This is a genomic window from Streptomyces flaveolus (assembly GCF_000716535.1).
GTDB lineage: Bacteria > Actinomycetota > Actinomycetes > Streptomycetales > Streptomycetaceae > Streptomyces > Streptomyces flaveolus_A.
On sequence record NZ_JNWV01000008.1, the window covers coordinates 1 to 22,709 of the forward strand.

Annotated in this window: 21 protein-coding genes; 10 read left to right on the plus strand and 11 right to left on the minus strand. The window is 72.0% G+C overall.

Annotated elements, in window-relative coordinates; all coding sequences use genetic code 11:
• Nucleotides 1-56 precede the first annotated feature (56 nt).
• Nucleotides 57-2,246, plus strand: coding sequence for a fructose-specific PTS transporter subunit EIIC (locus OO52_RS09950; protein ID WP_030650351.1), 2,190 nt, complete (start codon nucleotides 57-59; stop codon nucleotides 2,244-2,246).
• Nucleotides 2,247-2,389: 143 nt separating this feature from the next.
• Nucleotides 2,390-2,641: a hypothetical protein gene (locus OO52_RS09955; protein ID WP_030650352.1), complete on the plus strand. Its 252-nt coding sequence runs from the start codon at nucleotides 2,390-2,392 to the stop codon at nucleotides 2,639-2,641.
• Between the two features lie 3 nt (nucleotides 2,642-2,644).
• Here OO52_RS09955 and OO52_RS09960 read toward each other — a convergent pair whose 3' ends face one another.
• The 4 genes from OO52_RS09960 to OO52_RS09975 form a co-directional block, all read right to left on the minus strand.
• The gene (locus tag OO52_RS09960; RefSeq protein ID WP_030650354.1) at nucleotides 2,645-3,391 is read right to left on the minus strand and encodes a DUF6227 family protein; all 747 of its coding nucleotides are present in this window, start codon (nucleotides 3,389-3,391) and stop codon (nucleotides 2,645-2,647) included.
• A gap of 157 nt (nucleotides 3,392-3,548) precedes the next feature.
• Nucleotides 3,549-4,712 carry a L,D-transpeptidase gene (locus OO52_RS09965; protein ID WP_030650357.1) on the minus strand — a complete coding sequence of 388 codons (1,164 nt, stop codon included), beginning with the start codon at nucleotides 4,710-4,712 and terminating at the stop codon, nucleotides 3,549-3,551.
• A 203-nt stretch (nucleotides 4,713-4,915) separates the two neighbouring features.
• A complete protein-coding gene (locus OO52_RS09970) occupies nucleotides 4,916-5,941 on the minus strand; it encodes a P1 family peptidase (protein WP_030650361.1) in 1,026 nt (341 codons plus the stop codon).
• 40 nt (nucleotides 5,942-5,981) lie between these two features.
• Entirely contained in the window at nucleotides 5,982-7,217 is a 1,236-nt protein-coding gene (locus tag OO52_RS09975) for a low temperature requirement protein A (RefSeq protein ID WP_030650362.1), read from the minus strand.
• Between the two features lie 123 nt (nucleotides 7,218-7,340).
• Here OO52_RS09975 and OO52_RS49535 point away from each other — a divergent pair, with 123 nt between their 5' ends.
• Nucleotides 7,341-7,517 (plus strand): hypothetical protein, encoded by a 177-nt coding sequence (locus OO52_RS49535; RefSeq protein WP_014673258.1) that lies wholly within the window; start codon nucleotides 7,341-7,343, stop codon nucleotides 7,515-7,517.
• Nucleotides 7,518-7,576: 59 nt separating this feature from the next.
• Here the strand turns inward: OO52_RS49535 and mscL are convergent, their stop codons facing one another.
• From mscL to OO52_RS10005, 6 genes are all read right to left on the minus strand, one after another.
• Nucleotides 7,577-8,053, minus strand: a complete 477-nt coding sequence (gene mscL, locus OO52_RS09980; protein ID WP_030650365.1) for a large conductance mechanosensitive channel protein MscL — start codon at nucleotides 8,051-8,053, stop codon at nucleotides 7,577-7,579.
• 147 nt (nucleotides 8,054-8,200) lie between these two features.
• Nucleotides 8,201-8,878 carry a hypothetical protein gene (locus OO52_RS09985; protein ID WP_234337769.1) on the minus strand — a complete coding sequence of 226 codons (678 nt, stop codon included), beginning with the start codon at nucleotides 8,876-8,878 and terminating at the stop codon, nucleotides 8,201-8,203.
• Between the two features lie 176 nt (nucleotides 8,879-9,054).
• A complete protein-coding gene (locus OO52_RS09990; protein ID WP_030650370.1) occupies nucleotides 9,055-9,888 on the minus strand; it encodes an S-methyl-5'-thioadenosine phosphorylase in 834 nt (277 codons plus the stop codon).
• A 99-nt stretch (nucleotides 9,889-9,987) separates the two neighbouring features.
• On the minus strand, nucleotides 9,988-10,284 hold the full coding sequence (locus OO52_RS09995; RefSeq protein ID WP_030650373.1) for an FmdB family zinc ribbon protein: 297 nt from the start codon (nucleotides 10,282-10,284) through the stop codon (nucleotides 9,988-9,990).
• 67 nt (nucleotides 10,285-10,351) lie between these two features.
• On the minus strand, nucleotides 10,352-11,647 hold the full coding sequence (locus OO52_RS10000; protein ID WP_030650376.1) for an MFS transporter: 1,296 nt from the start codon (nucleotides 11,645-11,647) through the stop codon (nucleotides 10,352-10,354).
• 244 nt (nucleotides 11,648-11,891) lie between these two features.
• Nucleotides 11,892-13,421 carry a potassium/proton antiporter gene (locus OO52_RS10005; protein ID WP_030650379.1) on the minus strand — a complete coding sequence of 510 codons (1,530 nt, stop codon included), beginning with the start codon at nucleotides 13,419-13,421 and terminating at the stop codon, nucleotides 11,892-11,894.
• Nucleotides 13,422-13,617: 196 nt separating this feature from the next.
• Here OO52_RS10005 and OO52_RS10010 point away from each other — a divergent pair, with 196 nt between their 5' ends.
• Nucleotides 13,618-16,503, plus strand: coding sequence for a penicillin acylase family protein (locus OO52_RS10010; protein ID WP_030650382.1), 2,886 nt, complete (start codon nucleotides 13,618-13,620; stop codon nucleotides 16,501-16,503).
• A gap of 67 nt (nucleotides 16,504-16,570) precedes the next feature.
• Here the strand turns inward: OO52_RS10010 and OO52_RS10015 are convergent, their stop codons facing one another.
• A complete protein-coding gene (locus tag OO52_RS10015; protein WP_078876746.1) occupies nucleotides 16,571-17,191 on the minus strand; it encodes a 5-formyltetrahydrofolate cyclo-ligase in 621 nt (206 codons plus the stop codon).
• A 97-nt stretch (nucleotides 17,192-17,288) separates the two neighbouring features.
• Here OO52_RS10015 and galU point away from each other — a divergent pair, with 97 nt between their 5' ends.
• The 6 genes from galU (at nucleotide 17,289) to sepX (ending at nucleotide 22,693) form a co-directional block, all read left to right on the plus strand.
• Nucleotides 17,289-18,200, plus strand: a complete 912-nt coding sequence (galU, locus tag OO52_RS10020; RefSeq protein WP_030650388.1) for a UTP--glucose-1-phosphate uridylyltransferase GalU — start codon at nucleotides 17,289-17,291, stop codon at nucleotides 18,198-18,200.
• Entirely contained in the window at nucleotides 18,197-19,519 is a 1,323-nt protein-coding gene (glp, locus tag OO52_RS10025) for a molybdotransferase-like divisome protein Glp (RefSeq protein ID WP_030650391.1), read from the plus strand. Before galU ends, glp begins: the two co-directional genes overlap by 4 nt.
• 84 nt (nucleotides 19,520-19,603) lie before the next feature.
• A complete protein-coding gene (moaC, locus tag OO52_RS10030; RefSeq protein ID WP_030650393.1) occupies nucleotides 19,604-20,116 on the plus strand; it encodes a cyclic pyranopterin monophosphate synthase MoaC in 513 nt (170 codons plus the stop codon).
• Nucleotides 20,113-20,652, plus strand: a complete 540-nt coding sequence (locus OO52_RS10035) for a MogA/MoaB family molybdenum cofactor biosynthesis protein (RefSeq protein ID WP_048910289.1) — start codon at nucleotides 20,113-20,115, stop codon at nucleotides 20,650-20,652. Before moaC ends, OO52_RS10035 begins: the two co-directional genes overlap by 4 nt.
• The gene (locus OO52_RS10040; RefSeq protein WP_078629640.1) at nucleotides 20,649-21,287 is read left to right on the plus strand and encodes a GNAT family N-acetyltransferase; all 639 of its coding nucleotides are present in this window, start codon (nucleotides 20,649-20,651) and stop codon (nucleotides 21,285-21,287) included. Before OO52_RS10035 ends, OO52_RS10040 begins: the two co-directional genes overlap by 4 nt.
• 176 nt (nucleotides 21,288-21,463) lie before the next feature.
• On the plus strand, nucleotides 21,464-22,693 hold the full coding sequence (sepX, locus tag OO52_RS10045; RefSeq protein WP_030650402.1) for a divisome protein SepX/GlpR: 1,230 nt from the start codon (nucleotides 21,464-21,466) through the stop codon (nucleotides 22,691-22,693).
• Nucleotides 22,694-22,709 lie beyond the last annotated feature (16 nt).

Here is a 22,709-nt window from a genome sequence, read left to right on the forward strand (position 1 = left end):
GTCCCCACCCCCGCCCACCCCTCCCCCCGGGCGATACGCGTGCATAGGAGCCCGCGATGAGCGACATGATCACCGCGGACCTGGTCGATCTCGACCTGTCCGCCGACACCAAGGAAGCGGCGGCCCGTGCCCTCGCCGAGCGCATGGTGGCCCAGGGCCGGGTGACCGACCTGGAGGGCTTCCTCGCCGACGTGGCCGCCCGGGAAGCCCAGATGCCGACCGGCCTGGACGGCGGTATCGGCATCCCGCACTGCCGTAGCGCCCATGTCACCGAACCGACCCTCGCGTTCGGCCGTAGCGCCGCCGGCATCGACTTCGGCGCCGCGGACGGCCCGGCCGACCTGATCTTCCTGATCGCGGCCCCCGCCGGCGCGGACGACGCCCACCTCACGATCCTCTCCTCCCTCGCCCGCCAGCTCATGAACGCGGAGTTCACCTCCGCGCTGCGGGCGGTGGGCGCCCCGGAGACGGCGGCGGCGCTGATCCGGGGCGACGAGGCGCCGTCGGCCAAGAGCGCCGAGGACACCTCCGAAGACACCGCTGCGGCTCCGGTGGCGGCCTCCACCGGCGCCGCAGCGGGCAAGACGGCGCACACGCCGGACACGGACGCGAGCGCCGGGGGCGCGAGCCCGGAAGGCGCCGAGGGGGCAAAATCCCCGGCGCACGCCGCCACGGCGGACACCACACCGCCCGCCGCGGAGCCCACCCCCGCGGCCGCCGGCACCGACAGCGGCGAGCGTCCCTTCCGTGTCGTCGCCGTCACCTCCTGCCCCACCGGTATCGCCCACACCTACATGGCGGCCGAGTCCCTGGAGAACGCCGGCCGCGAGGCGGGCGTCGAGGTGGTCGTCGAGACGCAGGGCTCGGCCGGGTTCGACCGGCTGGATCCGGCGGTGATCGCGGCGGCGGACGGCGTGATCTTCGCGCACGACGTCCCGGTGCGCGACAAGGACCGCTTCGCCGGCAAGCCGACCGTGGACGTCGGCGTGAAGGCGGGCATCAACCGGCCCGCCGAACTCCTCGCGCAGGTCCGCGAGAAGGCCGCGCGCGGCGAGGTGAGCACGCCGGCGCACGCGTCGGCCGGTACGCCGGTCGAGCGCGCGGGCGACTCCAGCGAGGGCTACGGCACCAAGCTCCGCAAGTGGCTGATGTCCGGCGTCAGCTACATGGTCCCGTTCGTCGCCGCGGGCGGTCTCCTCATCGCCCTCGGCTTCGCGATCGGCGGCTGGCAGGTCGACAAGGCTCCCTCGGTCATGGACCACTTCGTGTGGACGCAGACCGGCAGCTGGGGCGCGCTGCTGTTCCAGATCGGCAAAGTGGCCTTCGACTTCCTCGTCCCGGTGCTGGCCGGCTACATCGCCTACGGCATGGCGGACCGGCCCGGACTGGTCCCCGGCTTCGTCGGAGGCGCGATCTCCCTCACCATCAACGCCGGCTTCCTCGGCGGCCTGGCGGCCGGTCTGATCGCCGGTGGCGTGGTGATGGGCATCCAGAAGGTGCGGATCCCACCGACCCTGCGCGGCATCATGCCGGTGGTGGTGATCCCGCTGATCTCCTCGGCGATCGTCGGCTTCCTGATGTTCGTCGTGATCGGCAAGCCCATCGCCAGTGCCCAGAAGGGGCTGACCGACTGGCTGAACGGCCTCACCGGCACCAACGCCGTCCTGCTGGGCGCCCTGCTCGGCCTGATGATGTGCTTCGACCTCGGCGGCCCGGTCAACAAGGTCGCCTACACCTTCGCCACCGCCGGCATCGCCGTCGCCAATCCCAGCGACTCCGCGATGAAGATCATGGCCGCGGTGATGGCGGCCGGCATGGTCCCGCCGCTGGCGATGGCCCTGGCCACCACCGTGCGCGGCAGGCTGTTCACGCAGACCGAGCGGGAGAACGGCAAGGCCGCCTGGGTGCTGGGCGCCTCCTTCATCTCCGAGGGCGCGATCCCGTTCGCGGCGGCCGACCCGCTGCGCGTCATCCCGTCCTCCATGGTGGGCGGTGCGCTCACCGGCGCCCTGTCGATGGCCTTCGGCGCCACCCTCCGCGCCCCGCACGGCGGCATCTTCGTGGTCCCGCTGATCGGCAACCCGTTCCTGTACCTGGTGGCCATCGCGGCCGGCGTCTGCGTCACCACGGCCCTGGTGGTCCTCCTGAAGGGGCTGCGCAAGCCGGTCCCCGGGTCCACGGCCACCGATCCCGCCGCGCCGGCGGCCACCGCGCCGAAGGAGGCCAAGCAGCCGATAGCGGCCTGACCCCCGCGTCCCCGCCGAGGGCGCCGCGCCTCACCCCTCAGGCCCCCCTTGTCCCTTTGGTTCGCTGTGAGTTGTTCACGGCACCTGCGAGATACGTCACGGTCCGGGACCAAAGTCCCGGACCGTGGTGTGTACTGGGACGCATGCCTGAGCACGCCCCGACCCTCCAGCTCATCGGCGTGGCCGTCCTCGCCGTGGCGGCCGTCGTCTGGGCCGTCGTTCTGCTGCGGCTGATGCGCCGTGCTGGCCGCCGGACCGTCGTCCGGCGCTCCACCGCGCCGCTCCCGGCCCTGCCGAGCCAGACGCGGGTCGGCCCCTCCCGGGAGTCCGTCGAGCTGACTCCGGCCGAACAGGACGCGTTCGCGGGCCTGGTACGGCACCTCGCCAACGGCTGACCCTCAGCCCTGCCGCGCCGCGCGCCGCTCCATCGCGTCCCGGGCCGCGTCCTCCGACATGTAGACCTCGCACATGTGCCGTCCGTCGGGCGTCGCCGTGTGCTCGACCTCCCACAGGGAGATCTCGGTGCCGTCCGGCAACAGGAAGGCGTGCTCGTACAGCGCGTAGCTCAGTCCGGTCCGGCCGGCCCGCCCGGGGCGGCCGAACGCCTGCGTGATCTCGTGCGCGGTCGCCGTCGCCAGCAGTGCCGCCGTGTGCGCGTCGGGCCGGTCGGGGTTCTCCGCACGGCGCAGCAGCCGGCGCGCGTGGTCCGCCGAGTCGTCGGAGGCGAACACGTGCCGGGGCTCGGGCATCGCCCACAGCCGCATCAGCGCGGGCAGCTCGAAGTCCTGCGTCTCGGGGGGCAGTCCGAGCCGTGCCGTGGCGGTCTGCACCTCCTCCTCGTCGACGTACACCTCGTGCTGCGGCGCGCTGCCCGGGGTGGGGTTGTGCACCAGCTCCCACAGCGTGACCGCCGAGCCGTCGGCGAGCAGCCAGGTGTGCCGGTACGTCTCCCGGTGCAGCCCCGCGCTGTGGTACGCGGAATGCAGCGAACTGTCGTGCGCCAGCGCGCAGTCGAGCTGCCTTATGACGTCGTCGGGCAGCTCGAAGGAGTTCAGGGCACGGCCGAGGAGCCGCGCGAGATGCTCCTCAGGAGACTCGGGCGACTCGGCTGGTTCGTACGCTGCGGTCTCGTACGGAACGCTCAAGGCATCTCCCGGCGTTGCTGCATGTCACCTTGTGGGTGCATACCGTAGCCCCTCGGTCGGACATCATGTCCGGGAACCGAGAAAACGTACGCCGGGGAAACGCGCGGGCCGTGCGAAAAATTCCCGCGCGGCCCGCCGTCCCGTCAAAACACGCCGCTCAGACGGCACTTCCCGCGGTCCAGGCGCTCCACGACATGTTCCAGCCGTTGAGGCCGTTGTCGGGGGCGACCGTCGTGTCGGGGGAGTTCTTCACGATCACCACGTCGCCGACGAGCGAGTTGTCGTAGAACCACTTGGCAGGCGTGTCACCCTGCGCCCCCTGCACGTCCGCGAGGCCGACACAGCCGTGGCTGGTGCCCTCCCGCCCGAACGGCGGGTTGCCCTTGTTGTACCAGTAGCTGCCGTGGATGAACGTCCCCGACGACGTCAGCCGCATCGCGTGCGGCACGTCCGGTATGTCGTACTCCCCGCCGAAGCCGACCGTCGAGCCGTTCATGCGGGTCTGCACGAACTTCTCGGAGATCACCATCTGCCCGTTGTACGTGGTGTGCTGCGGGCTGCCCGCCGAGATCGGCACCGTCTTGACGGTCTGGCCGTCGCGGACGACCGTCATGGTCTGCGTGTGGGCGTCGACCGTGGAGACCTGCGACCGGCCGATCGTGAAGGAGACCGTCTTCTTCTGCACGCCGTAGACGCCCTGGGCGCCCTGGACCCCGTCCAGGTCGATGTTCATCGTGACCTTGGACCCGGCCTTCCAGTACTCCTGCGGGCGGAAGTCGAGCCGCCGGTCGCCGAACCAGTGCCCGACCACCTGCTGGCCGCTGGTGGTGTTGACCGTGATGTGCGACTGCACGGCCTTCTTGTCGGTGATCGACTTGTCGAAGGTGAACGACACCGGCATGCCCACCCCGACCGTCGTGCCGTTGTCCGGCGTGTAGGTGCCGATGAAGCTGTTCGCCGAGTTGACGGTGGTGAAGATGGAGTTGGCCGCCGCCGTGCGCCCCTCGGCGTCCTTCGCGGTCGCGGATATCTGGTACTTCGTCCCGCGCTCCAGCTGCTCCTTCGGCTTCCAGGTGTGGCCGTCCGCCGATATCGCCCCCGGCACGGTCTGCCCCGACCCCGCCACGGTCATCTTCACATCGGTCAGCTTCCCGTCGCTGACCTTCACCCCGGTCGCGTTGATGGACGCCCCGGTCGAACCGTCCTTGGCCGAGATCGCGATCTTCGCCGTCGATGTCTTCGGGGAGTCCTTGCCCCCCTTGCCGTCGTCGCTCGCCTTGGCGTTGCCGCCGCAGGCGGTCAGGGTGAGGGCGCCGACCATCAGGGCGGCACAGGCCCCCAGTGCGCGCCGCGCTGCAATGTCCGGCGTTGTCACGGGCTGCTCCCAGTTCGTGTGATGTGCGTGATCCGTTCCAGTGCGTGGAGAAAGAGGGCACCGACGCCGGGGAAGGTTCCCTCCGTCTCCCTTCAACGCCATCACGTGACAGAACCGCGACAATCCACCCCGCCCCCGGGGCCGTACCGTTACGCCTTCCCGTACAACTCCCCGTACGACGGCCACACTCCGCCCGGCCCGGCGACCGACTCGGCGGCGCGCACCGCCCGGACGATCGCGCGTGTCACCACGTCCGCGCCGGCGGCGAGGATGTCGTTGAGCGCCAAGGGGTGCGCGTCCAGCGCGTGCGTGCCGGTCGCCAGCGTGAACACCGTGTCCCCGTCGTGCAGCAGGTGCACCGGCCGTACGGCCCGCGCGATCCCGTCGTGCGCCGTACCCGCCAGCTTCTGCGCCTGCGCCTTGGAGAGGTCCGCGTCCGTCGCGACCACCGCCAGCGTCGTGTTGAGCGGCGCCGGCCCGTTTCCGGCGGCCGCCTCGTCCAGGCGCCGGCACGCGGCCTCGTGCACCCGCTCCTGCGGATACTCCACCCGTCCCTGGAACAACTCCCCGTACAGCACCCCCGTTTCCGGATCCAGCACCGACCCGGCGGCGTTCGCCACCACCAGCGCCGCCACCGTGATCCCCGAGTCGAGCACCGTGCTCGCGGTGCCCACCCCGCCCTTGAGCCGCCCGGCGACCGCGCCCGTGCCCGCGCCGACGCACCCCTGCGCCACCGGGGCCCCCGGCTCACCGGCCGCCGCGGCCTCCACCGCCGCGCGTCCCGTCCCCGCGTCCGGACGGGCCCGGAAGTCCCCGCCGCGCCCCAGGTCGAAGACGCACGCGGCGGGCACCACCGGCACGACGTGCGCCGGATCCGTCCCCACCCGCACGCCCCGCTCCCGCTCCTCCAGCCAGGCCATCACCCCGGAGGCCGCGTCGAGCCCGTACGCGCTGCCTCCGGTCAGCACGACGGCGTCGACCTTCCGCACCACGTTGCGCGGGTCGAGCGCGTCGGTCTCCTTGGTGCCGGGGCCGCCGCCGCGCACGTCCACGGCCGCGACCGCGCCGCCCACGGGGGCGAGGACGACCGTGGTTCCGGTGAGCCACCCGTCGCCGGTACGGGTGGCGTGCCCCACGCGCAGCCCGGCGACGTCCGTCAATGCGTCAGCTGTCATGGACGCCAGTCTGGCCCAGTCCGGCGCGCCGCCCGGAAGGTCAGCCGGCCGGGGCGGCGGTGCCGGCCGCGTGCCGCCGGCCGGCCGTGCGCGCCGTCAGGATCACCCCGGTGGCCACCGAGGCCGCGGACACCAGCCCCGCCGCGAGCACCGCCCAGTCGCCCAGGAAGGTGCAGCAGATCACCAGCAGAGCCGTGACCGGCAGCACCAGTTGCTGGGCGAGGCCCGCCTTGAAGTGCCGGGCGTGCAGCGCCCACACGGTCAGCAGGTACAGCGCCGTCGGCAGGGTGACGGCGGCCGAGGCGGACAGGACGGAGATGTGCGCCTTGCCGACCGCCTGTTCCACGGCGACCTCCAGGCCGGCGCCGATCGCCGCCGCCGAGGCGAAGACCAGGTAGTGGCCGTAGCCCCAGACGAACGCCCGCCGGCTGGAGCGCAGGTGGCCGTGGATGGGCACCACGAAGTAGATCCACCACGCGGAGAAGACGACCAGTAGCCCGCCCGCCGCGATGGGCAGCAGCTCGCCCAGCGCGTTGTGCTCGGCCACGGCCGACTTCACCGCCACCGTGGCCGCGGCGATCGTCTCGCCGAGCACGATGATCGTGAACAGGCCGTACCGCTCGGCGATGTGATGCGGGTGCCAGGAGGTCTCCTGGGCCTTCTCGGCGTACAGCGGCACGCACAGTTCCGCGACCACCATCACCAGGAACACCCAGGCCCGGGCCGGCTCCGGCAGCACGACCAGCCCGAGCCAGCCGACCTGGCACAGCAGCACGCCGCACGCGTACCGCAGTGCCGTGGTCCGCTCCGCGCCCGGCGCCGATCTCGCGGCTCTCAGCCACTGCCAGACCATGGCCAGCCGCATGATCACATAGCCGAGCCAGACCAGGAAGAAGTCGTGCTGCGTGGCGGCCCGGGAGATCCCGGCGGCCAGCACCAGGACGCCGGCGATCTGCACCAGGGTGACGACCCGGTAGAGCGCGTCGTCGTTGTCGTACGCCGAGGCGAACCAGCTGAAGTTCATCCACGCCCACCAGATGGCGAAGAAGAGCATCGCGTAGTTGAGGATGCCCTCGCCCGCGTGGCCCGCCGCCACGGCGTGCACCAACTGCACGCCCGCCTGCGCGACCGCCACGACGAAGCACAGGTCGAAGAAGAGCTCCAGCGAGGAGGCGACGCGGTGTGCCTCGTCACGTCCGCGGGCGGTGAGCCGTCGCAGGGGGCCGGAGGGGTGCGGTGCGCCCGCCGGGGGCGCGGGAGTGGAACTCGACGTCATGGTTCCCAGCACAGCAGAAAACCGCCGTGAAATCTTGTGAAGCCTTTCACAAGGGCGCGAGGCTCCGCACGCCCTGCGAAAACCCCAGGCAGGGGGGCTCGGCGGGAGCCGTACCCTGGAGGCATGAGCACCGCCCGCGAACCCGAGCCGCGCGACCCGAAGCCCGCGCTGGTCTTCGACGACCCGCTGGACCAGCAGTCCTCGGACGACACCGACCGCGGGTGGGGCGAGCGCCCGGACGGCGACAGCGCCGCCGACCTGAAGCGCTTCCTGGACGAGAAGCCGCCCCACCACCTCTGAGCGGTCCGCGGGCGGAGCCACCACCTCCGAGCGGCCCGAGCGGTCCGCGGGTGGCGCCGCTAGCGCTCGTCGCGCCCGGCCCCGCGCTGCGCGACCAGCGCGTCGCGGATCTCCTTGAGCACCTCCAGCTCGGTCACCTCGACCACTTCCTTCGTGCCCTCCCGGGCCGCCTTCCGGGCCGCCTGCCGGGCCAGGTACTTCGACATCGGCAGGACCATCAGGAAGTACACCACCGCCGCGGTGATCAGAAAGCTGAGCGTGGACCCGAGGACGGAGCCCCACATGATCGGCACCCCGCTCTTGACCGTGCCGTCCGCGGCCACCCGGCACGGGTCCTTGAGACAGGAGCTGTAGTTGTCGAGGCTCTGTGTGCCGATCGCCCCGACCAGCGGATTGATGATCCCCTTCACGATCGCGTTGACGATGTTCGTGAAGGCCGCGCCGATGACCACCGCGACCGCCAGGTCGACGACGTTGCCGCGCATCAGGAAGGCCTTGAAGCCCTGCCAGACGCTCGGATCCTTCTTCACGCTCACTTGGGGGACTCTCCTCGCGTGCACGGGGTGTGGAACGAAATGCTCCGCAACCTACGGCACGCTGCGGCGGTCGTGTCCACTTCCGTAACCGGATCGAGGCCCTTGCCCACACCTCGGCCACGGCACGGAGAACGCGTACGCACCGGCTCAGCACAGCGTCACCGCCAGGCGCGCGGTGGCGCTGGCGCCGACCAGCCGGGCCGCCGTGGGCCGCGGCACCGACAGCACGACCAGCGCACCGCTCTCGGCCGCGCCGACCGGTTCCGGTACCTCCGTCACCCGCGCACCGCGCGCCAGCACCCGGACGCCGGCCCCGGCCGAGGGGTCCTCCGCGGCGATCACGTCGACGCGGTCACCGGAGTGGAGCAGGCGCACCGTGGCGGCGTCGGCGATCCGCACCGGGGCCGTCACCACCTCGACCGCCGGGTGCGGCCGTGCGGGTTCTGCCACCCGATGGCCGTGGGCCCGCTCCGCGCCGTGCGGTTCCGCCCCGGTCCGGGGTCCCGCGGCCACGAGCGCCGCCGCCGTCACCGCCAGCCCGGCCGCGACGGCCCGCCCACGATGCTGTAGGAGCCGCTGCAGCCGGTATCGCCCGCCGCCCACCCGCACCGGATCGAACGAGGGCACCTCCCGGGTCGGCGGGGCCTCCGTACCCAGCGGACGCGGGGGCCGCAGCGGGGGCGGGAAGGAGGACCGAGCGGGAGAGAGCGAGGGCGGAGCCGGGGTGGAGGAGAACGAGGGTGAGGACGGGGATGTCGGGAGCGGGAGCGAGGGCCAGGGTGAGGGCGAGGATGCGTACGAGGGTGAGGATGAGCGCGAGGGCATGGGAGTCACCGCCTGCGACGAGGAGTTCGGCTTGCGCTGCCACGATGACGCCTCGCGCCGGATCCCGCCGGGGCCGGTGGACCACGGGCGGATTGTGGATAACCCGCCCACCCGAACGAGGAGTTCCGCGCCGCGGAACCGGGCCGCCGCCAAGCGCCCCCGCCCGGTCTCCCCGGCTACGGCAACTCGAACCCCGGGTCCATCCCGCCCAGCGCGTTCACGCACAGGCAGTCCCGCTCGCCGGTCTCCGGCAGGGCCGCCACCGCGTCGAAGAGCACGGCGCGCAGCCGGTCCACGTTGGCCGCGAAGACGCGCAGCACCTCCTCGTGCGAGACACCCTCACCGGTCTCGGCGCCCGCGTCGAGGTCGGTGACCAGGGTGAGCGAGGAGTAACACAGCTCCAGCTCCCGGGCGAGCGCGGCCTCGGGATGGCCGGTCATGCCCACCACCGACCAGCCCTGGGCCTGGTGCCACAGCGACTCGGCGCGCGTCGAGAAGCGCGGCCCCTCGACCACGACCAGCGTGCCGCCGTCCACCGGCTCCCAGTCCCGGCCGCGGGCGGCCTTCAGCGCGGCGGCACGCCCGGTGGGGCAGTAGGGGTCGGCCATGGACACGTGCACGACGTTCGGCACGGTGCCGTCGGGCAGCGGCAGCCCGTCGAAGTACGTCTGTGCCCGGGACTTCGTACGGTCGACGAACTGGTCGGGTACGAGCAGGGTGCCCGGCCCGTACTCGGGACGCAGGCCGCCCACCGCGCACGGCCCGAGCACCTGCCGTACGCCGACCGAGCGCAGGGCCCACAGGTTGGCGCGGTAGTTGATGCGGTGCGGGGGCAGATGGTGGCCACGGCCGTGCCGGGGCAGGAAGGCGACCTTCCGGCCGGCGATCTCCCCGAGGAAGAGCGAGTCGCTGGGTGCCCCGTAGGGGGTGTCCACCTGGACCTCGGTGACGTCGTCAAGGAAGGAGTAGAAACCCGAACCGCCGATTACGCCGATCTCTGCTTTGGCCATGACCAGCACACTAGCGGGCCGCGATGACGCGGGGGAGCCGGTGCCGGGGAACGCCGAAGACCCTGCCGTCGCTCGACGGCAGGGTCCGGATGAGAGGTGTCAGGCGGCGGAGCTGCTGGCGGAGCCGGAGCTCGAAGAGGACGAGGACGTCGAGGAGGACGCCTTCGTGTCGGACGACGAGCCCGCCGGCTTCGACGCCGGGGTGCTGCTCGACGTGGAGCCGCGGGAGTCGTTGCGGTAGAAGCCCGAGCCCTTGAAGACGATGCCGACCGCGGAGAACACCTTCTTCAGGCGGCCGTTGCAGTTGGGGCACTCGGTCAGGGCGTCGTCGGTGAACTTCTGCACCGCCTCAAGGCCCTCGCCGCACTCGGTGCACTGGTACTGGTAGGTCGGCACTGTCTTCCTCCTGGCACTCTCACTCAATGAGTGCTAACGACGGTCCATAGTGACGTATTCCCGGGGATCAGTCCACCGCGACGGGCACGCGGTGACCGACGCCACGCGCGACCGTGCGGTTCCCGAGCCGCGCGGCCAGCCGTGACCGGAGGGTCACCAGGGTCGCCAGCGCGAGCACGGTGCCGACCATCGGCACCAGGAACCCGGCGCCGTCCCACAGCCGGTCCTCGAGCTGCCCCGCGACCGTGACGGCGGCGGCCTGGCCGAGCGCGACGGCGCCGGTCAGCCAGGTGAAGGCCTCGGTCCGGGCACCGGCCGGGACCAGGCCTTCGACCAGCGTGTAGCCGGTGATCAGCGCCGGGGCGATGCACATGCCGACCAGCAGGCCGAGCGCGGCGAGCAGCAGCACCGAGTGCGCCGTCCACAGGGCGGACGCCGCCACCGCGAGCGCCGTGTAACCGATCACGAGGCGCTTCTGCGGAGCCGCCTTCCAGGCGACCGCGCCGCAGACGATGCCGGACAGCATGTTGCCGGCGGCGAAGACGCCGTACAGGACGCCGTTCAGGCCGGGCTCGCCGATCGACTCGGAGAAGGCCGCGAGCGACACCTGCATGCCGCCGAAGACCGAACCGATGCCGAGGAAGGTGACGACCAGCACGCGCACGCCCGGGATGCGCAGGGCGGAGGCGTGCTTCACGCGCGCGTGCCCGCTCTCCCGGGACACCGCCGGCTGCGTGCTCTTGCGCGCGGCGAAGAGCAGACCGCCGACGAGGGTCAGCCCGGCCTCCGTGACCAGGCCCGCGGCCGGTGTCACGGCCGTGCACAGCGCGGTCGCCAGCAGGGGGCCGACGACGAAGGTCAGCTCGTCCGTGACCGACTCGAACGCCGCCGCCGTGGTCATCAGGGGCGAGCCCTGGAGCTTCACACCCCAGCGCGCCCGCACCATCGGGCCGACCTGCGGTACGGAGGCGCCGGTCGGGACGGCGGCCAGGAACAGCACCCACAGGGGCGCGTGCGCCAGCGCGAGCGCCGTCAGGGTGAGGCCGGAGAGCGTGTGCACCAGGACGCCGGGGATCAGTACGGCCCGCTGGCCGTAGCGGTCGGCGAGGCGGCCGCTGTACGGCGCGAACAGCGCCATGGAGACGCCGGTGGCCGCCGCGGTGGCGCCCGCGGCGCCGTACGAGCCGGTGGTGTGCTGGACGAGCAGCACGATCGAGAGGGTGAGCATCGCGAACGGCTGGCGCGCGGCGAAGCCGGGGAGCAGGAACGTCCAGGCGCCGCGGGTGCGCAGCAGCTGTCCGTATCCGGGGCGGGACGACGTCGACGGGTTCTCCGCCGGCTCGGTGGTGACCGTGGACTCCACGGCCCGTGCCTTTCTTCCGCCTGGTAGCGCGCCCGTGCGGGGGCGCCGAGAGCTGTCCTCTTGCGCGGAACTGCGGTAGATACCGGTGCCTCCGCGGAGGGTGTTCCGGCCGCCATACGGTCGCGCCAGCTCTGCATCAGGCAGAGTTGGTTCGATCAGGGTGCCTTCATACTACAGGGATCATGGCTTGTGCCCCTGTGAAAGTGAGCATCGTCGCAGACCGCGCCTGTGATTGCGGCAGGGCTCACGTGCGGTCGCCGTCCATGCCGAGCCAGCCCGCCAGCTTGCCGCCGTGGGCGACCGCGCGCAGCCGCCGTTCCGCCGCGTCGCGGACCGGGTCGGTGGCGACGACCAGCAGCTCGTCGCCGCGCCGCAGCACGGTCGAGGGCAGCGGTACGAACGATTTCTCCTCGCGCACGACGAGGGTGACGGCCGCGCCGGGCGGCAGCCGCAGCTCGCTGACCTCCACGCCGTGCATCCGTGAGCCCTCGGGGACGGTGACGGACAGCAGGTGGCCCTGGAGCCGCTCCAGGGGCGCCGACTCGATGCCGAGGTCGGCGGCCTCGCCCTTCTCGCCCAGCCGGAGCGTGCGGGCCAGCCAGGGCAGCGTCGGCCCCTGGACCAGGGTGTAGACGACGACCAGGACGAAGACGATGTTGAAGATGCGGCGGCTGCCGGCGACGCCGTTCACCATGGGGATGGTCGCCAGGATGATGGGCACGGCGCCGCGCAGCCCGGCCCACGACATCAGGATGCGCTCCGGCCGCGGCACCCGGAACGGCGCCAGGCTCGCCACCACGCTCAGCGGGCGGGCCACCATGGTCAGCACCAGCCCGATGACCAGCGCGGGCACGATGTCGTCGCCCAGTTCGTGCGGGGTGACCAGCAGGCCGAGCACGACGAACATGCCGATCTGGGCGATCCAGCCGAGCCCCTCGGCGAAGCCCCGGGTGGCGGGCCAGTGGGGGAGCCTGGCGTTGCCGAGGATCATCGAGGCCAGGTAGACGGCGAGGAAGCCGCTGCCGTGCGCCAGGGCGCCCGCGGCGTACGCCGTGACGGCGATGGCCATCACGGCGATCGGGTAGAGGCCGGAGGCGGGCAGCGCGACGTGCCGGAGCCCCCAGGAGCCGAACCAGCCCACCGCGAGACCCATGGCCGCGCCGATGGCCAGCTCCAGGGCTATCTCGCCGAGCAGCAGGTACCAGTGCTCGACCGGGCCGGCGGTGGAGAAGGCGACGACCAGGATGACCACCGGGGCGTCGTTGAAGCCGGACTCGGCCTCCAGCGTGCCCGTCACGCGCGCGGGAAGGGGAATTTTCCGCAGGACCGAGAAGACCGCCGCCGCGTCCGTCGACGACACCACCGCCCCGATGATGAGCGCCTGCCGCCACTCCAGCCCGACCAGGTAGTGCGCGCCCGCGGCGGTGACGCCCACGCTGATCGCGACTCCCGCCGTCGCCAGGACGGAGGCGGCCGGCAGGACCGGCCGGACCTCCTTCCACTTCGTGCCCAGACCGCCCTCGGCGAGGATCACGACCAGGGCCGCGTACCCCATGACCTGGGTCAGCGCGGCGCTGTTGAACTGGATGTCGCCGATGCCGTCCTGGCCCATGAGGACGCCGATCCCCAGGTACACGAGCAGGCTGGGGAGCCCGCTGCGGGAGGAGACCCGGACGGCCGCGACGGCGACGAGCAGGACGACGGAGCAGACGAGCAGGAGCTGGTTGAGGTGGTGAACAGTCAGGGGGCGTTCCTCCTCCGAGATCTGGCCCACGGATCTCCGGTTACTTCGTTACCTTACCTAACTCTTGACGATTTCTTGACGTTCGGCGAGGCAAGATCGAACGCTCGTGCGCGCTGGTTCCCGACTCCGCGTCAAGCGGGACAGGGCCCTGCGCCTATGGTTGCTCCAGCGCTCATTCAAAGTCACAGCCCGACCTGCCGCTCGCGTTAGGACAGCAAGGACAGCGATGCCCCCCAACACCACCGCCACCACGGGTGACACCGCCGCAACCGGTGCCACGTCCGTCAAGTCCGGCAGGAAGAAGGGGCGCAAAGCCCGACTCCTCGTGCTGGTGCTGGTCCTGGCCATCATCGGAGGCATCGCCTACGGGGCGTACTGGTCGATCAGCACCGTCCGCGCCTCCTTCCCGCAGACCACCGGTTCGATCAAGCTCGACGGCCTGTCCGGGCCGGTCGACGTCAAGCGGGACGGCTACGGCATTCCGCAGATCTACGCCTCCTCGGACGAGGACCTGTTCATGGCGCAGGGTTACGTCCAGGCGCAGGACCGGTTCTACGAGATGGACGTGCGCCGGCACATGACCTCCGGGCGCCTGTCGGAGATGTTCGGCAAGAGCCAGGTCAAGAACGACGAGTTCCTGCGCACCCTCGGCTGGGACCGGATCGCGCAGCAGGAGTACGACACCAAGCTGTCGGCCGCCGGCAAGAAGTACCTCCAGGCCTACGCCAAGGGGGTCAACGCCTACCTCCAGGGCAAGGACGGCAAGGACATCTCCCTGGAGTACGCGGCCCTGGGCTTCACCAACGACTACAAGCCCGAGAAGTGGACCCCGGTCGACTCCGTCTCGTGGCTGAAGGCGATGGCATGGGACCTGCGCGGCAACATGCAGGACGAGATCGACCGCGCCCTCATGACCAGCCGCCTCGGCCCGCAGCAGATCCAGGACCTGTACCCGGCGTACCCCTACGGCCGCAACAAGCCGATCGTCCAGGAGGGCCAGTACGACGAGCTGACCGAGGCCTTCCGGCAGAGCGGCGCGACAGGCTCCACCACGGGCACGACCGGCACCACGGGCACGACCGGCACCACCGGTACGACCGGCGGCGCCACGGGCACGACGGGCACCCAGGGCACGACCGGCGGCGCCACGGGCTCTTCTCAGGGCACCACGGGCACGACCGGCTCCTCCACCTCGGCCGGGACCGGTTCGGGGCTCACGAGCCAGCTGGACGGCCTCTACAGCGTCCTGGACGATCTGCCCACGGCCGTCGGCGTGAACGGCCAGGGCATCGGCTCCAACTCCTGGGTGGTGGCCGGGAAGTACACCATCACCGGCAAGCCGCTGCTCGCCAACGACCCGCACCTGTCGGCGTCCCTGCCGTCCGTCTGGTACCAGATGGGCCTGCACTGCCGGACCGTCTCCAGCAAGTGCCAGTACGACGTCACCGGCTACACGTTCGCCGGCATGCCCGGTGTGATCATCGGCCACAACGGGAAGATCGCCTGGGGCCTGACCAACTCCGGGGTCGACGTCACCGACCTCTACCTGGAGAAGGTGAGCGCGAACGGCTATCTGTACGACGGCAAGGTCCGGCCGTTCAAGACCCGCGAGGAGACCATCAAGGTCGCCGGGGGCGCCGCCAAGACGATCGTCGTCCGGCAGACCCAGGACGGGATGCCGCTGCTGTCCGACCGTGACGACGAACTCGTCCAGGTCGGCAAGAAGGCCACCGTGAACTCCGCCGCCCCCGACCGCGGCGACGGCTACGGCATCGCCCTGCGGTGGACCGCGCTCGACCCGGGCACGACCATGGACGCCGTGTTCGCCCTCGACAAGGCCGGCGACTGGAGCGACTTCCGCGCGGCGGCGGCCCTGTTCGACGTGCCCTCGCAGAACCTGATCTACGCCAGCACGGACAACCACATCGGCTACACGCTGCCGGGCAAGATCCCCACCCGCTCCGCCAAGGACTCCGGCGCCGTCCCGGTGCCGGGCTGGGACTCGAAGTACCGCTGGAAGGGCTTCATCAAGCAGGACGAACTGCCCTACGAGTACGACCCGGAGCGCGGCTACATCGTCACCGCCAACCAGGCCGTGGTCGACCCGGACAAGTACCCGTACACCCTCACCACCGACTGGGGCTACGGCACCCGCAGCCAGCGCATCACCGACCTGATCGAGTCCAAGATCAAGGACGGCGGCAAGGTCTCCACCGACGACATGCGGCAGATGCAGCTCGACAACAGCAGCGAGATCGCCAAGCTCCTGGTGCCCAAGCTGCTGAAGATCAACCTGGACGACCCGGACGTCCGCCAGGCGCAGAAGCTGCTGGAGGGCTGGGACTACACCCAGGACGCCGACTCCGCGGCGGCCGCGTACTTCAACGCCGTCTGGCGCAACATCCTCAAGCTCGCCTTCGGCAACAAGCTCCCCAAGGAGCTGCGCGTCAAGGGACAGTGCCTGTGGGTCGACAAGATCGACAGCACCGGCCCGGTGGACGACGACACCAAGGTGCGCGAGTGCGGCCAGCGCGACGCTGACCAGGCGCAGCCCGACGGCGGCGACCGCTGGTTCGAGGTGGTGCGCACCCTGATGGACAAGCCGGACAGCGACTGGTGGAAGACGCCCAAGTCGGGCACCCGCCCCGGCGCCGAGAACCGTGACCAGCTCTTCGCCCGCGCCATGATCGACGCCCGCTGGGAGCTGACCGCCAAGCTCGGCAAGGACATCGACACCTGGAGCTGGGGCCGTCTGCACCGGCTGTTCCTGAAGAACCAGACCCTCGGCACCGAGGGCCCCAAGGCCCTGCAGTACCTGCTCAACCGCGGCCCCTGGAAGCTCAGCGGCGGCGAGTCGACGGTGAACGCGACCGGCTGGAACGCCGCCGGCGGCTACAACGTGGTCTGGGTGCCGTCCATGCGGATGGTCGTCAACCTCGCCGACCTCGACAAGTCCAAGTGGATCAACCTGAGCGGCGCCTCCGGGCACGCCTTCAACGCGCACTACACGGACCAGACGGGCAAGTGGGCCAAGGGCGAGCTGCTGCCCTGGTCGTTCTCGGGCAAGGCGGTGGACAAGAGCACGAGCGACACCCTCGTCCTCAAGCCCTGACCGCCGGTACAGAGCACCGGAACGGCCCTCCACGCGCGCGTGGAGGGCCGTTCCGCGTCGAGGGGGGTCAGCCGTGCGGGAAGCGGCGCACTCCCGACGGTGTGACCACCGCGTGCACCGGCTTGTCGTGCGCCTCCGCCGGGACACGCGCGACGACCTCCGTGTCGTACAGCAGCACCACGAGCCGGGGGCGCGCGCCCGCGCGCTCCAGCCGGGCCAGCACCCGGTCGTACGACCCCCCACCGCGCCCCAGGCGCATCCCGCGCGCGTCCACCGCGAGCCCGGGCAGCAGGACCACGTCCGCGTCCGTCACGGCGTCCGGGCCGAGACGCGGACCGGAGGGTTCGAAAAGCGCCATCTTGCCGCCGTGCCGCACCCGGGCGAGGGAGTCCGGGCCGGCGTACTCGCCCCAGTCCAGGTCGTTGTCGGGCAGCAGCGCGGGGAGCAGGACGCGCACGCCCCGCGCGCGCAGCGCGTCCAGCAGTGCGAGCGTGCCGGGTTCGCCGCCCACGGAGACGTACGCCGCCACCGTGCGGGCACCCGCCAGTTCGGGCAGGTCCAGGGCGCGCTCCGCCAGCGCGCGGCCCGCCACGCGGACGTCATCCGCCGTCAACCTGTTCCTCACCGCGAGGAGCTCTCGGCGCAACGCGCGCTTGTCAGGCTCGCCCGTACGTCCGTCGTGTTCCACTGGTCGTCCTCGCGCCCTTTCTTCAATGCAGGCCATATAAGGGTCAAGCAACCGGAGCCACAGAATCCCCACAAAGGCACCGGATAAGGTTGCGGGCATGACTCAGTCCCACCCCAGGATCAGCAAGGCTGTCATTCCCGCGGCCGGCCTCGGCACCCGGTTCCTGCCGGCTACCAAAGCCACTCCCAAGGAGATGCTGCCGGTCGTCGACAAGCCGGCGATCCAGTACGTGGTCGAGGAGGCCGTGTCGGCGGGGCTCGACGACGTCCTGATGATCACCGGGCGCAACAAGCGTCCTCTCGAGGACCACTTCGACCGCAACTACGAGCTGGAATCGGCGCTGGAGAAGAAGGGCGACGCCGAACGGCTCGCCAAGGTGCAGGAGTCCAGCGACCTGGCCACCATGCACTACGTGCGCCAGGGCGACCCCAGGGGCCTCGGGCACGCCGTGCTGTGCGCCGCCCCGCACGTCGGCCACGAGCCCTTCGCCGTCCTCCTCGGTGACGACCTGATCGACCCGCGGGACCCGCTGCTCGCGCGCATGATCGAGATCCAGGAGCGGCACGGCGGCAGCGTGGTCGCCCTGATGGAGGTCGCGCCCGAGCAGATCCACCTCTACGGCTGCGCGGCCGTGGAGGCCACCGCCGACGGTGACGTGGTCAAGGTGACGGGACTGGTCGAGAAGCCGGACCCGGCGGACGCCCCGTCGAACTATGCGATCATCGGCCGCTACGTCCTCGACCCGCACGTCTTCGACATACTGCGCAAGACCGAGCCGGGCCGCGGCGGCGAGATCCAGCTCACCGACGCCCTCCAGCAGCTCGCGCAGGACGAGAAGGTCGGCGGCCCGGTGCACGGCGTCGTCTTCGAGGGCCGCCGCTATGACACCGGCGACCGTGGCGACTACCTGCGTGCCATTGTCAGACTCGCATGCGAACGTGAGGACCTGGGCCCGGACTTCCGGACCTGGCTCCGCAGTTACGTAGCCGAGGAGATGCAGCAGTCTTGAGCAGCGCCGCGACCCGCCCCGCCGGCCCGGACGACCTGTGGTCGGTGGACGAGCATCTGGAGGACATCCTCTCGACCGTCCGCCCCCTCGAACCCATCGAGCTGCAACTGCTCGACGCCCAGGGCTGCGTCCTGGTCGAGGACGTGACGGTGCCGGTGTCCCTGCCGCCGTTCGACAACAGCTCCATGGACGGGTACGCGGTGCGGGTCGCGGACGTGGCGGGCGCCGAGGAGGAGTTCCCGGCCGTCCTGGAGGTCGTCGGGGACGTCGCGGCCGGCGCGGCCGACCTGGTGCGGGTCGGCCCCGGCCAGGCCGCGCGCATCATGACCGGCGCGCCGCTGCCGCCCGGTGCCGAGGCCGTCGTCCCCGTCGAGTGGACCGACGGCGGGCTGGGCGAGGGCCCGGTCAGCGGCATGCGGGCGCGCAGCCTGGCCCCCGAGGGCGCCGAGGGGCACGTGCACGTGTACCGCCCGGCCGAGGCACGCGCGCACGTGCGGGCCAAGGGCAGCGACGTGAAGGCCGGGGACCTCGCCCTGGAGGCCGGGACGATCCTCGGCCCGCCGCAGATCGCGCTGCTCGCCGCGATCGGCCGCGGCACGGTGCGGGTGCGCCCGCGCCCGCGCGTGGTCGTGCTGTCCACCGGCAGCGAACTCGTCCAGCCCGGCGAGCAGCTGGCCGGCGGGCAGATCTACGACTCCAACAGCTTCGCCCTCACCGCCGCCGCGCGGGACGCGGGCGCCATCGCCTACCGGGTGGGCGCCGTCGCCGACGACGCCGAGACCCTCCGCTCCACCATCGAGGACCAGCTCATCCGCGCCGACCTGCTGGTGACCACGGGCGGGGTCAGCGTCGGGGCGTACGACGTCGTCAAGGAGGCGCTGTCGTACGCCGGGGACGCGGACGAGGCGGGCAGCGGCGTCGAGTTCCGCAAGCTCGCCATGCAGCCCGGCAAGCCCCAGGGCTTCGGATCCATCGGCCCGGACCACACCCCGCTGCTGGCGCTGCCCGGCAATCCGGTGTCGTCGTACGTGTCCTTCGAGCTGTTCGTCCGGCCCGCCATCCGCGCGCTGATGGGCCTCACGGACCTCCACCGGCCCCGCGCGCGGGCCGCCCTCAAGGCCGACGCCGCGCTGCGCTCGCCGAAGGGGCGCCGCCAGTTCCTGCGCGGCACGTACGCCGACGGCGAGGCGACCCCCGTCGGCGGTGCCGGTTCCCACCTGATCGCCGCGCTGGCGCAGGCGGACGCGCTGATCGTCGTGCCAGAGGACGTGGAGTCGGTCGAGCCGGGCAGCGAGGTCGAGGTGGTCCTGCTCGGCTGAGCCCCGCTGGTTGGCGGTACCGTGTCGCGCACAGCAGGCCCGCGCGCCGCACCGCGCCGGGCCCGGACCGGGAGCGCCGCAGCCATGACCCAGCCTTCCCGGGGGGAGACCCCCGGAGCCCCTGCGCAGGACCGACTGACGCACATCGACGAGGCGGGCGCGGCCCGCATGGTCGACGTGTCGGGGAAGGACGTGACCGCGCGCACCGCCCGCGCCAGCGGCCGGGTCCTCGTCGCCCCACGCGTGGTCGAGCTGCTCCGCGGCGAGGGCGTGCCCAAGGGGGACGCCCTGGCCACCGCGCGGATCGCCGGGATCATGGGCGCCAAGCGCACCCCGGATCTCATTCCCCTGTGCCACCCGTTGTCGGTGTCCGGTGTGACACTGGATCTGTCGGTCGCGGACGACGCCGTGGAGATCCGGGCCACCGTGAAGACCACGGACCGCACGGGCGTCGAGATGGAGGCCCTCACGGCCGTGACGGTCGCCGCGCTCACCGTGATCGACATGGTCAAGGCGGTCGACAAGGGGGCGGTCATCACGGACGTACGGGTGGAGGAGAAGACGGGCGGCAAGTCGGGCGACTGGAGCAGGGCATGACTTTCGACGACGGCACCGGGGGCGCTCTGCGGGCGCCGTACGCCGCACTGGTCGTCACCGCCTCCAACCGGGCCGCCGCCGGCGTCTACGAGGACAAGGGCGGCCCGCTGATCGTGAAGGGCCTGCAGGACCTCGGGTTCGCCGTGGACGGCCCGCAGGTGGTGCCGGACGGGGATCCGGTGGAGGCGGCGCTGCGGGCGGCCGTGGCGGCCGGGTACGACGTCGTCGTCACCACCGGCGGCACGGGCCTGTCGCCCACCGACCGCACCCCCGAGGCGACCCGCGCGGTGATCGACCACGAGGTGCCGGGCATCGCGGAGGCCGTCCGCGCGTACGGCCGGGAGAAGGTGCCGACCGCCGCGCTGTCCCGGGGCCTGGCCGGAGTGGCCGGGCGCACGCTGATCGTCAACCTGCCCGGGTCGACCGGAGGGGTGCGCGACGGCCTCGCCGTGCTGGAGCCCCTGCTGACCCACGCCGTCGACCAGATCCGCGGCGGTGACCACCCGAGACCCGGCGGTACGGGGGGTGCGAGCTGAACAGCCCTTCCTGGCCCGTCGTACTGGCGGACGGCGATGTCGTCCTCCGGCCGATAAGGCTGCGCGACCAGCGGGTCTGGCGCGAGGTGAACCGGCGCAACCGCGACTGGCTGCGCCCGTGGGAGGCGACCATCCCGCCGCCCACGCCGAGCGGACCGATAACGCACCGGCCGACCTACCGCCAGATGGTCCGGCACCTGCGCTCCGAGGCGAACGCGGGCCGGATGCTGCCGTTCGTCATCGAGTACCAGGGGCAGCTGGTCGGGCAGTTGACGGTCGCCGGGATCACCTGGGGGTCGATGTGCTCGGGGCACGTCGGCTACTGGGTGGACGAGGCGGTGGCCGGGCGCGGGGTGATGCCGACGGCCGTGGCGCTCGTGGTGGACCACTGTTTCCGCACCGTCGGCCTGCACCGCATCGAGGTCTGCATTCGCCCCGAGAACCGGCCGAGCCGGCGGGTGGTGGAGAAACTCGGATTCCGCGAGGAGGGGCTCCGGCCGCGTTATCTGCACATCGACGGCGCCTGGCGCGACCATCTCGTCTTCGCGCTCACCGCGGAAGAGGTGCCCGACGGGTTGCTCACGCGGTGGAAGCGGGCCCGCTCTCGCGGGGGCCAGCGCACCGAGAGCCAGTGAATTGAATATATGTTCGAAAATGATCGGCTGTTGACCGTCTCGGGGCACTGAATTCCCGGCTGCGGTGGTCCTCTGATCGCAAGGGTCGCAAAAAATGCTGGAAATATGAGCCAGATCGTGCGACACACCGGCCCAATTGGCGGATGGCCTCACGCAAACCCCTCTACGGTGTGAGCGTGAGCAGCAGCGGCCTCATCTACGCAGTCATTGTCGGGGCCTGGGCCGCCTACTTGGTGCCGATGTGGCTCCGTAGGCAGGACGAGCTGAACGAGGCCCGTCCGACGGAACGCTTCAGCACCGCCATCCGGCTGCTGTCCGGACGGGCGGGTATGGAGCGCCGGTACGCCAGGGACCTGCGGGCGCGCTCCGCCCAGGAGGGGGAGCCGGACGCCGTCGATCCGGACGCCGTCACCGACTCGGTGGACGTCCGGGCCTTCGCCGTGCCTCCGACCCGCCGTCAGGTGGCCGCGGAGGCCGAGCCCGAGGCGCCCGGCGGCACCGAAGAGGCAGGCGACCACGCCGGCGTCCCGCCGTCCCGGCCCGCCCCCGCGCCCGGGACCCCACCGGCCCAGCAGCGTGAACCGGCAGCACGGAGCGCGCCCTCGGCGCAGTCGGCGGCGGCACGTGCCCAGCGCTCGAAGGTGCTCGCGCGCCGTCGGCGCACCACCGTGATGCTCTTCCTCGCCTTCACCCTCGGCGCGATCGTCGCCGCCGTCGGGGGACTCGCCTTCCTCTGGGCGCCCGCCGTGCCCGCCGTGATGCTCAGCGCGTACATCGCCTATCTGCGGGCGCAGGAGCGCCGCCGGTTCGCCTACCAGATGGACCGGCGCCGCGCCGAGGCCGCCGCCCAGCGCCTGCGCGAGCGTCAGCCGCGCCGGCGCGCGCCTCTCGACGCGGGGCCGGGCGCCGAGGAACCGGAGGAGGGCCAGAACGCCGAGACCGACACCGGCCTGTCCGCGCTCGCCGCCGACCGGCGCGCCCTCGTCGAGCAGACCGACCACGCCGAGTGGGTCGACCAGCAGCGCGAGCGGCAGCGCAGGCCCGGTCACGGGGACAGCTGGGACCCGGTACCGGTGCCGCTGCCGACGTACGTGACCGCGCCCGTCGCCCCGCGCGCCACCTCCGACGTGGATCTCGGGGCGCCCGACACCTGGAGCTCGGCGCGGTCCAGCGCGGTCGTGCCGGAGCAGGAGACGGGCCACGCACCGGAGGGCGAGGCGCGCGACCCGGAGCCGGTGTCCGGGGAGAAGGCGGAGAAGGCGGCGGACGGCCGCCCGCAGACCCGGACCCGCTCGCGCGGCGGCGCGTCCGCCGCGGCCGCCGTCCGCCGGGCACGGGAACGCGGACGCACGCCGCTCTTCGACCAGTACGAGGACGGCGACCGCCCGCGCGCGGCCAACGAGTGACCCGGGTCACCCTGGA

What these genes read in the sequence shown, in the direction of transcription:
- OO52_RS09950 (WP_030650351.1), top strand. Translation starts at nt 57, where the DNA reads ATGAGCGACATGATCACCGCGGACCTGGTCGATCTCGACCTGTCCGCC.
- OO52_RS09955 (WP_030650352.1), top strand. Translation starts at nt 2,390, where the DNA reads ATGCCTGAGCACGCCCCGACCCTCCAGCTCATCGGCGTGGCCGTCCTC.
- OO52_RS09965 (WP_030650357.1), bottom strand. Translation starts at nt 4,712, where the DNA reads ATGGTCGGCGCCCTCACCCTGACCGCCTGCGGCGGCAACGCCAAGGCG.
- OO52_RS09970 (WP_030650361.1), bottom strand. Translation starts at nt 5,941, where the DNA reads ATGACAGCTGACGCATTGACGGACGTCGCCGGGCTGCGCGTGGGGCAC.
- OO52_RS09975 (WP_030650362.1), bottom strand. Translation starts at nt 7,217, where the DNA reads ATGACGTCGAGTTCCACTCCCGCGCCCCCGGCGGGCGCACCGCACCCC.
- OO52_RS49535 (WP_014673258.1), top strand. Translation starts at nt 7,341, where the DNA reads ATGAGCACCGCCCGCGAACCCGAGCCGCGCGACCCGAAGCCCGCGCTG.
- OO52_RS09985 (WP_234337769.1), bottom strand. Translation starts at nt 8,878, where the DNA reads ATGCCCTCGCGCTCATCCTCACCCTCGTACGCATCCTCGCCCTCACCC.
- OO52_RS09990 (WP_030650370.1), bottom strand. Translation starts at nt 9,888, where the DNA reads ATGGCCAAAGCAGAGATCGGCGTAATCGGCGGTTCGGGTTTCTACTCC.
- OO52_RS10010 (WP_030650382.1), top strand. Translation starts at nt 13,618, where the DNA reads ATGCCCCCCAACACCACCGCCACCACGGGTGACACCGCCGCAACCGGT.
- galU (WP_030650388.1), top strand. Translation starts at nt 17,289, where the DNA reads ATGACTCAGTCCCACCCCAGGATCAGCAAGGCTGTCATTCCCGCGGCC.
- moaC (WP_030650393.1), top strand. Translation starts at nt 19,604, where the DNA reads ATGACCCAGCCTTCCCGGGGGGAGACCCCCGGAGCCCCTGCGCAGGAC.
- OO52_RS10035 (WP_048910289.1), top strand. Translation starts at nt 20,113, where the DNA reads ATGACTTTCGACGACGGCACCGGGGGCGCTCTGCGGGCGCCGTACGCC.